This is a genomic window from Demequina lutea, assembly GCF_013409005.1.
GTDB classification, from domain to species: domain Bacteria; phylum Actinomycetota; class Actinomycetes; order Actinomycetales; family Demequinaceae; genus Demequina; species Demequina lutea.
In genome coordinates, this window is the sequence record NZ_JACBZO010000001.1 from 2884235 (window position 1) to 2897236 (window position 13002).

A 13002-nucleotide genomic window follows, 5' to 3' on the forward strand; every position below is an offset into this window, starting at 1 on the left:
CACGGCATCGGCCGCACTCACCCCTCGACCCTCATGGTGTAGCCCACGCCGCGCACCGTCTGGATGAGCTTGGGCTCGATGTAGTCGACCTTCTTGCGCACGTAGCCGATGTACGTCTCGACCACCGACGGGTCGTCATCCGGCGAGTAGCCCCACACGTTCGTCAGCAGTTGACCGCGGGACATCACGCGACCCTTGTTCGACAACAGGAACGCCACCAACTTGTACTCGGTGGGCGACAGGTGGATCTCCTCGGAGCCGCGCGTCACCCTGTGGGCGACGTCATCGATCGTGAGGTCGGCCAGCGTCATCACGGCCGACGCGGTGGGAGACGAGTCGACGCGCCGCATGACCGCCTCGACACGCGCCACGAGCTCCTCGAGAGAAAAGGGCTTGGCCAGATAATCGTCGGCCCCCAACCCGAGGCCCTCGACGGCGTCGGCCGACGTGTCCTTGGCCGTGAGGAAGACCACGGGCGTACGGTCCCCCGTTTCGCGCAGGCGCCTAAGCATTCCGAAGCCATCAAGCTCGGGCATCATCACATCGAGGACGATCAGATCCGGCTTGGATTCCTTGACGGATCGCAGGCCCTCGCGCCCATTTGGCGCGGCCGTGACGTCGTAGCCCTCGAACTTCAGCGCGGCAACGAGCATGGTGCGGAGGTTGTCTTCGTCGTCAACCACCAAGATACGTCGCTTAATCATGGACACAGTCAAGCACCGACTCCTCCATGTTTGCTCAGAGGGCGCCCCGATATTGCTGTGGACGTAAGTTCTTGACCGCTCATGCTCTGTCTCTGCGCGCACTTTGAGAATCACAGGGTGTGATGGGAAGCGATGGGGGCCGCAGCACATGTGGGACGCGGCCCCCACCACCAAGTTGTCGCTCGTCGTGGGGACGATCGGCATCGGCTCGGATAAGGCGCTTTGCTTCTCGACGGTCGGATTCGACGAGGAGATCCGCAACGGTATCGCTTCCACGACCGAACCGCGGCGGGGCCTTCAAGGCCAGGAGTGCACGCTCCAGAGGGTCGCGGGGACTGCCAGCCCTGCGGCCCTCAGCCACGTCCGGGCCAGGTTCGGGGAGCCGATGTGGGGGCCAGGCAGCCGCCTCGCGCCGTCACTTCTCGAACGACGCCAGGAATGCCTTGGTCTCGGTGCGCAGCGTGTCCGCCGCCAATGCGTCGTAGTCCGAAAAGTCTGGGAACGCGAAGAGATGCGCGCTTCCGGGGTACGTGAAGACCTCGAGTCCTCCTTCGGGGGTGGCCGCGACAAGATCGGCCGCCTCCTCGCCCTCCATCCACGTATCGTCCTCGGCGTAGTGGAGCTGGGCGCGCAGCCCCGCCGGCCACTTGGGATCCCCAAACCATTGGGGGCCGCTAGCGCCTCCCACGAGAATGAGTCCGGCAATGCCCGGCTCCGTGAACGCCGCAATTTCACTCGCCACCGCTCCGAGTGAAAAGCCCATGAGCACCACGGGGGCCTCGGCTCCGCGAGCCGCCTCGCGTACCGCCGCGGCGTAGTCCATCATCTTGCCCGACTCTGCTCGATCCACCCCGTCGTTGAGGTTGGAGAACGTGTCGCCGCCAAAGAGGTCCACGGTCATGACCTGGTGGCCCTCGACGCGCAACCATTCGGCCCACGACTCGATATTTGAATCCAGGCCAAGGACGGAATGGGTCAGCACCACGTTGACCATCGACTCTCCCTCCCTTAGCTCGACAAAGCGGCCTTCCACCCCAGTCTTGCATGGGGCGGCGACGAGCGCGCGGGCCCTCTGCAAAACGGTCGAAGCATGGCGATGAGTTCCCGACACGCGCGAGGCCCACAAGTGTGTCCATGTCTTCGGTGAACTCCGCGACGACTCCCGGGGCGACGGCCGCGCACGCGCTTTGGAATGCGCGGCCGAATTTCGGTAGAGGGAGGATACTGAGTTGATTCACTTTCTTCGTGGATTCACCGTCTTCGTTGATTCACCGTCTTCGTTGATTCACCGTCTTCGTAGGAGATCCCATGCCGCGCCCCGCGACCGACAAACGCGACCGCCTCGCCGACGCCGCGCTCGACCTGACGTACCGACGCGGCTTCGAGCGAACATCGATCGCGGACATCGCCGAACATGCCGGCGTCGCCCCGGGCTCCGTCTACTACTACTTCAAGACCAAGGACGACGTCGGGCAAGCAATCGTTGACACGCTTTCCGGGCGCTACCTGTCCGTCATCGAGGGTTGGCGCGACCTGGCTGCTCCCGAGGACAGGCTCGTCTCCTTCCTCGATATGTACCTGGACGACGCGGACAACGTGCGCGCGTTCGGTTGTCCCTTGGGTGCCGTGTGCGCCGAACTGGGCAGGCACTCTCCCGAGCTGGGAGCGGCGGCGGGCGAGGTGTTCTCGGCCTTGATCGATTGGGCCGCGGGAGAGTTCGCCGAACTCGGATTCGCCGAGGCGGCCGCGCGGGCGCGGGCGACCCACCTCATTGCCGTGATGCAGGGCGCGGCCGCACTCACCCATGCGCTCGACGACCCCGAGCCGCTTCAGCGCGAGGCCGCGCACCTCGAGCGCTGGATCCGCAGGGCTGGCGAGTAGGGCAACCGCACGGCATGGCACCGCACCGCACCGCACCGCACCGCACCGCACCGCACCGCACCGCACGGCACCGCACCGCAAGGCATGGCACCGCACCGCAAGGCACCAATCCCGCCTAGGTCGCATTCATAGTCAGTGCACTATGTGTTCCGGGATTCCCTAGAGGCGGGCGAGCGACTCGATGTCTTCCGCGAACTCGGCGACGACCTCTGCTGACACCGTCGCGCGCGTGGCGCCCACTGCCTCCAGGTAGTCGGCCGTGGTGGGGCCCGCAGCGGCATCGGCGCTCGCCACCGCCGCCTCTAGCGCCGACTGCGACGCCCTCCGCGCCGCGAACTCGATATCCGCAGGAGTGAAGCCCTCCGAGGCCGCGACCAGTGAGGCCAGATCCACCGTGCCCGCCGATGAGGCGGGCACGAACCGCTCCCAAATCGACGACCGCGCATCGGCATCGGGAAGCCCGATCGGGATGACGTAATCGAAGCGTCCGTGGCGCAAGAACGCGCTATCGAGCGAGCGAATGAAGTTGGTGGCGCACACCAGCAGGCGATCCGGGCGCTCCCTGAACGCGGGGATGATCTTGAGGAGCTCGTTGGTCACGCCCTGGAGGGGAGAGGGCGGATCGCCGCGGCGGTGCGAGGCGATCTCCTCGACCTCGTCGATCAGGACGACGGCATGCTCGAGTTCGTCGATGCGCTGGAACGTCTCACGCAGGGCGCCCGCGAGCCCCGCCGGATCCGCGGCGAGGCGCGAGGGGAATATCTCGACGAACGCCCAGTCAAGCCTCGACGCGATCGCCTTGGCAAACGTCGTCTTGCCCGTGCCAGGAGGGCCAAAGAGGACCACCGCGCGCGGGGGCGCGACGCCATATTGCTCGGCGAGTTCGGGCTGAGCGAGCGGCATCACGAGCCGCTTCTCAAGCAGATCCTTCTCACGCCGCATGCCGCCGACCGCGTCCCACAGGTCCCTGGGCAGGATGCGCCCACCGAGCTCCGCCAGATTCTTGGCCTCCGCGCGCTGAACGGGGACGCGCCGCTCGAAGTAGCGCAACTGCTTCTTCTCGGTATAGCCGGCGTTACGGAAGGCGTGTGTGGGGACCTCCTCCGCGGGAACTAGGGCGGACAACACGTTGGCGCCGTTGTCCGCGAGGCGCTGCTCGACCGCGCGCAGCATCTGGCTGCCGATTCCCTGCGAGCGCCTCTCCGGCGTCACCGCGTGGAAGACCACCCACGCCTGGTTGTGCGCCACCCGTCCCACACACGCGCCGATGATCTGGCCATCCTGAGTGGTGGCCACCACCGCGACATCTTCACGAGCGGAGGTGAGGACCTCGGGGAGCGCGTAGACGGGCGTGACACCCGACGAGCGTTGCTGTTCGTACAGGTGAAGAATGCCGTCCAGGTCGTCGGCGTGGATGTCGCGAATGCGCCAGGCGGTCATCGTTGGCCTCCTCAGGTCTTGCCGCCAGAGCGTACGCCTCGGCGTATCGACTGACTAGGTCCCGGGTGGCAATTACCAGGGCATCGGGCGGTCGTTGTCGCGCACGCCGTCGTCGGGAAGGTGCGGGAGGTCGCCGCCGTCTCCGCGGATGCAGAGCCACCGCAGGTTCACATCGCTATCGGCCGAACAACCCCAGGTGCGCCACACGCCCTGGCCCACGCGGATCGTGGTCCCTGGGCCCACCGGAACCACCTCGTCATCGAGGCCCATCGCGCCCGTTCCGGCCAAGAAGATGTACAGCTCCTCGTCGGAGGAATGTGTGTGCCAGTACCCCGCGTCCTCACCCGGCTCCATCGAGTTGGCGGTGACGCCGATGAACTGCATCGGCAGCTCATGGTCGAGCACCCGCCGCCCGTCGCGAGACCTGTCCGGATGGAAACCGCCGTAGTAGTCCCGCCAGTCGTCCAGTCCGCCCATTTCAATCACCTGAAAGTCGCTCATGCGACCAGTGTGCCCGGTGAAGAACTCACTACCAAAACAACCCGGCGCCGGCGCCGCGTGCGTGAGAAACCGGGCCTTGGTCAATCCGGTAGTGAGTTCGTCACGGGCGGCACCCGGAACCGTGCAGCGAACCCCCTCGCCGCGCGCCTCCTGTAGGCACACCAAGTACCCAGTTCCCCCAGCCACCCTCGTCCTGTAGGCACACCAAGTACCCGAGACCAGAGACAATGGGTCCAGTGGCCGCGCCGCGCGGCCGGAAGAAGGGAACAACGATGTTCACAGGACTCACCCCGGAGATCTGCGCCCGCGCGTGGGACACCCTCCAGCCCTCGATTCGCTATGCGTACGAGCAGGACATCTTCAACGGCTACATCGGCGCGATCGTGCTGCTCAACCCCGCCAACCCGGCCGGGGAGCCCCTGTTCCAGGCGCACCTGGGAGACGACCCGGTCAACTTTTATGAATACGCGGCCGCGAAGGCCAGGCTCGCGCTACGCACGGGTGTAGACACGACGCGCCTCCGCACAGACATGTCGCACCTGTACCAGCCAGGCGACATCAAGTGGCCGGGCGGCATCATTCGCGACGGGCTGGCCGTGGGCTTCTCGGGAGTGCAGGGCGAGTACGACGAGATGATCGGCGAATGGTTCGTGGCCGCAGTGCGCGCGATGTGCCGCCTCGAGTTCTTTGGTCCCGAGGGCGAGCAGACGCAGCCGACCCCGTACTTGGGTCGCTCCGAGTAGGCGACCGCGTCGGACACCCTGGCCGCCGCCACCCTGGGGACTGCGGACCTGTGCCGTGCACACAGGGAGGCGTCGGCCGACGTGCACCCCGTGCCCGTGCCGACGAAGGTGCAGGCGCAGGCGCAGGCGCAGGCGCAGGCGCAGGTGCAGGCGCAGGTGCAGGTGCAGGCGACGACGGCCCCCGATTAAGCCGACTCGCGCTGGAACACCCGCGTGCCCACAAGCAGGCCGCCCACGACAAGCACGAGCGTGAGCGCGATGCCCCACAGCGAGGTCGACGACGTAAGGTCTCCCCTGAACATCGCGCGGACGCCGTCGATGATGTGCTTGAGCGGGTTGGCGTCGCTCACGTGCTGCAGCCACTGGGGCGCGAGCGTCATGGGCAGGAAGATGCCCGACAGCAGCGCGACCGGCAGGATGATGCCGTTGAGCAGCGGCGCCAGGGCGTCCTCACTCTTGACCTTGAGCGCCACGGCGTAGCTGAGCGACGCGAAGCAAGCTCCCAACAGGGCCACCGTGCCGATGCCGACCCCGAGCGCCCACCACGGCGCCCGCAGGCCCATGGCCAGCGCCGCCAGTACCAGGATCGAGCCCTGAATCAGCAGCACGAGCACGTCGCGTGCCACGCGGCCGATGAGCAGCGAGGCGCGGCTCGCGGGGGTAACCCGCATGCGCTCGATGACGCCCGAGCGCCATTCGGCCACGAGGCCGAAGCCCACAAAGCTGGCGCCGAACATGCCCAGCTGAACCAGCAGGCCGGGCACGAATACCTTCCACGCGTCGCCGCCGAAGCTCGGGTTGTTGGCCGCGATGCCCTTCAGCAGCGGGCCGAAAAGGACGAGGTAGAGGATGGGCTGGAGCAGACCGAAGACCACCCAGATGGGCTGGCGAACGCTGAGTCGCAGCGCGCGGGTGAACACGGTCCAGGAGTCACGGATGATGGTCATAATGGGGTCCCTTTCTTGGTGCGCCGGGCTTAGGCGGCGGCGACGTCGTCGCGCAGCGAGCGACCGGTGAGGGTGAGGAAGACGTCGTCGAGAGTGGGACGCCTGACGGCCACGCCGTCGATGTCGAGACCGGCCGCGGCCAGGCCCGCCAGGAGCTTGGGAAGCGCCGTGCCCCCGTCCGCGGAGACGAGGCGAACTTCGCCGCCCTCCACCTCCGGATGCGAATCCGCGATCAGGCGGGCGGCCACCTCTGCCGTGCGGGCAGCGAGCTCGGGAGCGACCGAGAGGATCACCTGATCGCCGCCGACCCGGCGCTTGAGTTCCTCGGGCGTGCCCTCGGCCACGATCACGCCGTGGTCGATGATGAGGATGCGATCGCACAGGGCATCGGCCTCATCCATGTAATGGGTGGTGATGAAGACCGTGGTGCCGTACTCCTCGCGCAAGCGCGCGATATGGTGCCACAGGTTGGCGCGTGACTGCGGGTCAAGCCCCGTTGACGGCTCGTCAAGGAACACCAGCTTGGGCTCGTGGATGAGCCCCATGGCGATGTCGAGTCGCCGACGCTGCCCCCCAGAGAGCGACCCGCACTTGCGGGTCCACGCGTCCTGGAGGTCGAGATCCGCGAGGAGAACCTTGCCTCGCTCGGCGGCCACCTTGGGGTCGATGCCGTAGAGCTTGGCGTGATCGACGAGTTCCTCGCCCACGATGGCGGAGGGGTCGGTAGTTCCCATTTGGGCGACGTAGCCGATGCTGCGACGCACCCCGATCGGGTCGCGAGCCAGGTCGTGGCCCGCCACGGTGGCCTCGCCACCGGTGGGGTCGAGCAACGTGGTGATCATGCGTAGCGTGGTGGTCTTGCCCGCGCCGTTGGGGCCAAGGAAGCCGACGATCTCGCCCTCGTTGACCGTGATGTCGACGCCCTTGACGGCCTCGACCGTCTTGGGCGCGTCCTTGCCGCGGGAGCGAATCTTGTAGGTCTTGCTGAGGTTGCGCGCTTTGAGGATGGCAGTCATGGGGTAGTGCCTCCAGTATGGCTATCTTGAGTCGTCGTTATCTTTGAGATCGAGAAATCGGAATGCCAAGGGAAGAACGCCAGTCTCTGGCCATTTCCTTCCGGAAGACCTCTCGTGAGGCCAAACGCGCGAGCGCCGCAATGGACGACGCCGTCGTCGCATTCATGGGAATCAACGCGACCGACGGCCGCGCGTGCGACGTGCTTGACCAGTACGGAGACCTCACCGCGGGCGACCTCGCCGAGCACCTCGGGCTCACGACCGGCGCCGTCACCACCCTGATCGATCGACTCGAACGCGTGGGCATGGTCGAGAGAATACGAGACGCGTCTGACAGGCGCAGGGTGATCGTGAGATCCACCGCCGAATCACGAGAGATCTTCGCGGCCATCTACACCCCCTTCAAGCAGGCCTGGGTCGAGTTGGGGAGCTCGTTGACCGACGAAGAGATGCGGGCCGCTCGCACGTTTCAGCGAATGGCGACCGACCTGAACGCCGCATTTGCTCGAGCCCTGCGGGAGGTCGAGCCCCCAAGAACGGCGACGAACGAGGAGCGAGCCCGCGCCGCGGCGGACCGCATTGCCAACTTCGACGTCTCGGCGCTTCGGCTCCGGCGCGGGGACGACGAGTAGTCGCCCTACGCCGATGCCCGTGCCAGCTCCTCCTCGAGCCTGACGTACGAGGTCTCCATGCCGTCGGTCATGCCGGTCGCGAGGACCATGTCGCGCACCTCGGCACTCGGGTAGGTGATCACGAGCGACAGCAGCGTGCCGCCCGCAGTGGGCGTGAGCGTGAGCTCGTTGACGGTGCTCGGATAGTCGGTGCCCGTCATGTGCTCGGTGGCGACGGAGCGGTAGGGCGGGTTGGATTCAAGCAACTCGCCATCGAATCCGAAACCCTCGCCCTCGCCCTCAGGCTCCCAGAAGTACCGGTACGTCTCGCCCACCTCGGCGGCAACCTCGCACACAGGCATCGTCCAGCCATCGGGGCCAAGCAGCCACTTCTTCATGAGCTCCGGTTCGTGGTGGGCGCGCCACACCTGCTCGACGTCGCCGCGAATCACGCGAGACACCCGCACCTGGGTACCGGAGAGGATCTGAGCGGCCACGGGGAGCGTGGCGGCGAACGTCGCCAGGTCCGCGAGGACGCCGTCGATCTGGCTCATGGCCGAGCGCATGCCCTCCTCCATGCCCATCGCGATGACCTGCTCAAGCGCATCGGCACTCGTGAAGAGCGTCAGCGTCGTGACCCGCGTGCCCGCATCTAGGGCCTCAAAGGTGAACGTCATCTTCATGGACGGCAGCTCCGGGTTCGGGGCCCCATCGTCGCCCGCAAAGCCGTCAATCACCGTGAACAGGCGCAGCGGCTCTACCGCCGTGAAGCGCCAGTAACCGCCGGCGGTCTCGCCCTCGGGACCGGTCATGACGTAGGAGGAAAGCCCGCCCACCGCAAAGTCATGCCTGGTAAACATCGCGGGCCACTCGACGGGGCCCCAGAACTTCTCCAACTGGCGGGGGTCGGCGTACGCGTCCCACACGCGATCAATCGCCGCGGCAAACTCGGCGACGACGGTCATGGTGAGGGCTGCGGGGTCCTTGGAAATCGAAACGACGGGCATGGCGGGGACCTTTCGTGCGGGATCGCGGCGTGGGGATGGGGGACCAGTGGGGACGGAAGACTAACGGGGGGCGTCGTCGGTCAAGAGGCCGTCGAGGCGGTCGATGCGGGAACGCCACAGCAGCTCGTATTGATCGAGCAGGGCCCTGGCGCGGGCGATCATTGCGGGGTTCGCGGTCACAATGCGCTCGCGCCCGTGGGGATGCTTGGTGACAAGGCCCGCCTCCTCGAGGACGGCGACGTGCTTCTGCACCGCGGCGAACGACATCGCGTATCCGCGTGCCAGTTCCGAGACCGATGCTTGGGCGGTGAGGGTGCGGCGCACGATGTCGCGGCGCGTCGCATCGGCGAGGGCCCTGAAGATCAGGTCCACCTCGGCGTCGGGGAGATCGATTTCTACAACCATTTGGTTGTACGTTACGACACGACCGACGACGCGTCAAGAGGTTTCTTGGGGGCGACTGGCACCTAGTGCGTCACCATCGTGTCGACGACGCGCTCCAACGTCGCGGCGAGGGCCTCGCGCTCCTGCGGCGTGAGGTGCTCAAGCATGCACAACTCGTCAACCATATTCTCCGACATGATTCACCAAACGGCAGAACGCCTGGCAGATGTAAAGAAACGGCCATGCGATATTGATCACATTTCCCCGACGTCACCGTCAGCCGTGTCCAACAATCGGGCCGCGCTCATCGCCACTACCGCCCTTCTTCACGCCCTTCCGGTAGGGCTCTTGCTGCCGGACAACGTCAGGCGCTAGGGGTAGCGTCGGACCCATGACGGACGATGCCCTGGTCGCACGCTTGCGCGCAGCGGGCTGCGTCTTTGCCGAGGACGAGGCGGCGGCCTTGCGGTCTGCTGCGGGCCACGAGGACGAGCTCGAGCCGATGGTCACTCGGCGCATCGCTGGCGAGCCGCTCGAGGTCGTGATCGGCTACGCGGAGTTTGCGGGCCTGCGCATCCCAGCGGCCGCAGGAGTATTCGTGCCGCGCGTCCGCACCCAATTCGTCGCGAAGCTCGCCGCACAGTTCGCCCCACCGTCGTCGATCGTGGTGGACCTGTGTTGCGGATCGGGCGCGATTGCAGCGGCCGTGGCGCACGCCCGGCCCGACCTCTCCGTGTGGGCCGCCGACATCGACCCAATGGCCGTCGCCCTTGCGTCGAAGGCCCTGGCCAGATTCGGCGCGCAAGCCCTGGTGTCGGACATGGACGCGGCCCTGCCCGCTTCGCTGCGTGGCCGCGTTGCCGTGTTGGCCTCCTGCCCTCCGTATGTGCCCACCGGGGAGGTTGCGCTCATGCCCCCGGAGGCGCGCGACCATGAGCCTCTCGCCGCCCTCGACGGGGGCGCCGACGGCGCCGCAATGCAGGCACGCGTGTTTGAGGCGGCGCTGCGACTCCTCACACCCGATGGCGTGTGCATCGTCGAGACGAGCGATCACCTGAGCGACGCAACCCTCGCGGCCGCCGTGGTCGCGGGCTTGACCGCCCACGTGGAGACCGACGACGACATCGACGCCGTCGTCGTGGTGGCGAGGCGCTAGCGGCGCGACTCACTTGCGAGACCTACCTGCGCAACCTACCTGCGCTGCTCGAAAGGGAACGCCACGTCGCACACGTGGTCGTCGGCGCCCGCGCCCATGACGTCCGCGATGTACACCTCTCGCGGTGGAATGCTCGTCAGCATCCTGGCGCTCCGCGACACCCACTCGCCCAACTCGTCATAGGCCGCGGTCAATGCGGGCAGAGCGAGGCGGCGCTTTGTCAGCGGCACGTACGCCTCCCAGTGCGCCGGTTCGGTGCGGACGGCGATATCACCATGGGGTTCCACATCGCCGTCCAGGACCACACACGCCTCAACGAGGGTTGGTGCGTCGAATCCAAAGGTGCCGTAGTAGAGGGCGTACGTGGGCGACTCAAGGGTGGTGTGACGCGAGCGGAGACCCGGGTGGGCGTTCGTGAACTCGAACAAGAGCGTGAAGCCGCGCTCGAGGAACGCCGCCACCTCGGGCTGAAATAGCTCGCCGCGTACCGACGCGAGCCGACGTTCGGGAACGTATCGCGTCTCGATTCCTGTCGGTGCGTCCATTGGCATCACGCCTCCGCCACCTGAGGCCCAACTACCCACGACGTGGTCAGCGTATGTTGCTCGTCGGACGCGAAACAGATCACGTGGCGGTTGTCGTGCGTCCACGAGCTGGCGGTCGGCATGATGTAGGAGACGAGAACCTGATCAAGGTGCTCCGGGACGATATTTGCCGCTGCGGCATCAGAGAAGCACATGTCCTCCACCCTCGTCCGCACCGCGTCGTCGCCCGGGTAGGTGGCGCCGCCGAGGACATCCGCGTAATAGACCTGGCCCCAGTGGTGCTTGCCGCACGACACTCGCGTGACATTTACCGCCCCCAGGTCGCTCCCTGCGTCGTCCCAGCCTGGTGGCTTCTGGATGCAATCGCCCACCGCGAGTTGCGTGTAGGGCACGCGGTCGCCGAAGAGCGAGCCACTCCCGAAGCCGAAAATCGCCGCCAGCACGACGATGCCAATCACCCACGAGACGCCAATCGACACGCCCCAGATAGACATGGCGCGGTTGTTCGCGCGGCCCTTATTGGCGGCGTTGATTCCAAGGATTCCGAAGATTAATCCCAGCAGCCACATGCCCACGAGCGAGAGAACAAGGGACACGGTGCCCATCCAGTTCCTGTCGGTGCCTCCGGCCCCAAACGGGGGCGGGTACGCGACAGGGTATGGCGAGGGGTAGGCGACCGGGTACGTAGGCTGGCCGGCGACCGGGTACGTCGGCTGGCCGGCGACCGGGTACGTAGGCTGGCCGGCGACCGGGTACGTCGGGGGGTAGGCGACCGGACTGGCCGGCGCGGAGGCTGGCCCCGGTGGATAGGAGCTTTGGGGCGTCGGATCCTGCGCGCGCGCGGGCGGCTGCGCCCCATGCCAGATGGGCTCGCCGCTGGGCGGCGGCCCGTACTCCGGATTTTCCATGCCCTCCCCCTGCCTGGCACCAGAGTAGCGGCGAGTAGCGGCGGCGCCAATACCCTGCAAACCCCTACCGCGCGGCGAGAGCCTCCGCCACCAGCGCCTCGATAATCATGGCCACGCCGTCATCGTCGACGGAGGCGGTTTCGTGGCTCGCCACCGCCTTCACCGCGCCGTGCGCGTTGCCCACCGCATAGCCGGTGCCCGCCCACTCGAACATCGGAACGTCATTGGGCGCGTCGCCAAAGACGATCACGTCTTCAGCATCGACGCCGTGGTGCGCCGCGAGCCGTGCCAGTCCCGTGGCCTTGCTGATGCCCAGCGGGGCCAACTCCAGAAGCGGGTCGGTGACCGAGGAATGTGATAGCTCAAGCAGGTGTCCTACCAGGGGCAACGCGATCTCGAGCATCTCGTCGGGGTGGCTTCCCGGCAGGAGCGCAAGCATCTTGACGCCCGTCAAATCACGCACCGACTCCATGCGCTCGAACGGGGCCACCTCGCGCGGGTTGGTGTTGCTCTCGCGGGCCGGAAAGCCCTGCTCGATCGCCAGCCCCGTGGTGGTCTCGAGACCGAGGATCACTCCCGGGAACGCGGAACGTAGCGCGTCGGCCACCTCGAGCAACGCCTCCTCGGGCAGTCCGATGTGGTCCACGACCGACCGGGTGGCCAGGTCATAGAACACCGCGCCGTTGGCGCAGACGGCCTCGCCCGCGATGCCCAACTGCAGGGCAACGGAGTCAACCCAGCGCGGGGGCCTCGCGGTGGCGAGCACCAACGGAATGCCCGCTCCCGCGAGCGAACCCAGCGCCGCGATCGTCCGCGCGGAGAACACGCCCGTGCGCGGAAGGATGGTGCCGTCGATGTCTGTGCCTATGAGTTTCACGGGTCAAGGCTACGGGGCGCCCGCCGCGCAACCCGGACCCTTCGGCCCACAGTGCTCCCGCCCCCTCTCCCCGGAAGTGGGTCACCACGTACCCGCATCGGCCCCTACCGCGTTGTAGTGGGTCACCACGTACCCCGCCACCAAACAGCGGCTTGACTTCGAGCGCTCTCCGTTCCGGTGTGCCACGTGCGCCGACTTCGCGAACACGCCGGGTGGTCGCAGCGGTCATGCCCCCGGTGATCGCAGCCAGGGCATTCGCCGTCTGCGACGGTTGGCGCCCCT

At 66.9% G+C, this 13002-nt stretch carries 14 protein-coding genes and 1 pseudogene; 4 read left to right on the forward strand and 11 right to left on the reverse strand.

Annotation, left to right across the window (positions count from 1 at the left end; all coding sequences use genetic code 11):
- Positions 1 to 17 precede the first annotated feature (17 nt).
- Together BKA03_RS13910 and BKA03_RS13915 are read right to left on the reverse strand one after the other, a co-directional pair.
- Entirely contained in the window at positions 18 to 704 is a 687-nt protein-coding gene (locus BKA03_RS13910) for a response regulator transcription factor (RefSeq protein ID WP_062075152.1), read from the reverse strand.
- A gap of 415 nt (positions 705 to 1119) precedes the next feature.
- Positions 1120 to 1737, reverse strand: coding sequence for a dienelactone hydrolase family protein (locus tag BKA03_RS13915; protein WP_152649545.1), 618 nt, complete (start codon positions 1735 to 1737; stop codon positions 1120 to 1122).
- 275 nt (positions 1738 to 2012) lie between these two features.
- On the opposite strand from BKA03_RS13915, the gene BKA03_RS13920 reads away from it, so the two are divergent.
- On the forward strand, positions 2013 to 2585 hold the full coding sequence (locus BKA03_RS13920; protein WP_062075154.1) for a TetR/AcrR family transcriptional regulator: 573 nt from the start codon (positions 2013 to 2015) through the stop codon (positions 2583 to 2585).
- Between the two features lie 159 nt (positions 2586 to 2744).
- Here the strand turns inward: BKA03_RS13920 and BKA03_RS13925 are convergent.
- Together BKA03_RS13925 and BKA03_RS13930 are read right to left on the reverse strand one after the other, a co-directional pair.
- Positions 2745 to 4052 (reverse strand): annotated as a pseudogene (locus BKA03_RS13925) (ATP-binding protein); the annotation flags it as partial.
- A gap of 45 nt (positions 4053 to 4097) precedes the next feature.
- On the reverse strand, positions 4098 to 4526 hold the full coding sequence (locus tag BKA03_RS13930; RefSeq protein ID WP_062075156.1) for a cupin domain-containing protein: 429 nt from the start codon (positions 4524 to 4526) through the stop codon (positions 4098 to 4100).
- A 272-nt stretch (positions 4527 to 4798) separates the two neighbouring features.
- On the opposite strand from BKA03_RS13930, the gene BKA03_RS13935 reads away from it, so the two are divergent.
- Positions 4799 to 5269: a hypothetical protein gene (locus BKA03_RS13935; RefSeq protein ID WP_062075157.1), complete on the forward strand. Its 471-nt coding sequence runs from the start codon at positions 4799 to 4801 to the stop codon at positions 5267 to 5269.
- A 185-nt stretch (positions 5270 to 5454) separates the two neighbouring features.
- On the opposite strand, the gene BKA03_RS13940 is transcribed toward BKA03_RS13935, so the two are convergent.
- Positions 5455 to 6216: an ABC transporter permease gene (locus BKA03_RS13940; RefSeq protein ID WP_062075158.1), complete on the reverse strand. Its 762-nt coding sequence runs from the start codon at positions 6214 to 6216 to the stop codon at positions 5455 to 5457.
- A gap of 29 nt (positions 6217 to 6245) precedes the next feature.
- Positions 6246 to 7232: an ABC transporter ATP-binding protein gene (locus BKA03_RS13945; RefSeq protein WP_202965730.1), complete on the reverse strand. Its 987-nt coding sequence runs from the start codon at positions 7230 to 7232 to the stop codon at positions 6246 to 6248.
- Positions 7233 to 7294: 62 nt separating this feature from the next.
- Between BKA03_RS13945 and BKA03_RS13950 the strand changes: the two genes are divergently transcribed.
- Positions 7295 to 7864 carry a MarR family winged helix-turn-helix transcriptional regulator gene (locus tag BKA03_RS13950; RefSeq protein ID WP_062075159.1) on the forward strand — a complete coding sequence of 190 codons (570 nt, stop codon included), beginning with the start codon at positions 7295 to 7297 and terminating at the stop codon, positions 7862 to 7864.
- Between the two features lie 5 nt (positions 7865 to 7869).
- On the opposite strand, the gene BKA03_RS13955 is transcribed toward BKA03_RS13950, so the two are convergent.
- Both BKA03_RS13955 and BKA03_RS13960 read right to left on the reverse strand, forming a co-directional pair.
- Positions 7870 to 8850: an SRPBCC family protein gene (locus tag BKA03_RS13955; protein ID WP_062075160.1), complete on the reverse strand. Its 981-nt coding sequence runs from the start codon at positions 8848 to 8850 to the stop codon at positions 7870 to 7872.
- Positions 8851 to 8910: 60 nt separating this feature from the next.
- A complete protein-coding gene (locus BKA03_RS13960) occupies positions 8911 to 9255 on the reverse strand; it encodes an ArsR/SmtB family transcription factor (RefSeq protein WP_062075161.1) in 345 nt (114 codons plus the stop codon).
- Between the two features lie 370 nt (positions 9256 to 9625).
- Between BKA03_RS13960 and BKA03_RS13965 the strand changes: the two genes are divergently transcribed.
- Positions 9626 to 10390 (forward strand): putative protein N(5)-glutamine methyltransferase, encoded by a 765-nt coding sequence (locus BKA03_RS13965; protein ID WP_062075162.1) that lies wholly within the window; start codon positions 9626 to 9628, stop codon positions 10388 to 10390.
- A gap of 35 nt (positions 10391 to 10425) precedes the next feature.
- Here BKA03_RS13965 and BKA03_RS13970 read toward each other — a convergent pair whose 3' ends face one another.
- From BKA03_RS13970 to BKA03_RS13980, 3 genes are all read right to left on the reverse strand, one after another.
- On the reverse strand, positions 10426 to 10935 hold the full coding sequence (locus tag BKA03_RS13970) for a GyrI-like domain-containing protein (RefSeq protein ID WP_062075163.1): 510 nt from the start codon (positions 10933 to 10935) through the stop codon (positions 10426 to 10428).
- Positions 10936 to 10940: 5 nt separating this feature from the next.
- Entirely contained in the window at positions 10941 to 11540 is a 600-nt protein-coding gene (locus tag BKA03_RS13975; RefSeq protein ID WP_062075164.1) for a hypothetical protein, read from the reverse strand.
- A 367-nt stretch (positions 11541 to 11907) separates the two neighbouring features.
- On the reverse strand, positions 11908 to 12720 hold the full coding sequence (locus tag BKA03_RS13980) for a Cof-type HAD-IIB family hydrolase (RefSeq protein ID WP_062075165.1): 813 nt from the start codon (positions 12718 to 12720) through the stop codon (positions 11908 to 11910).
- Positions 12721 to 13002: the final 282 nt, after the last annotated feature.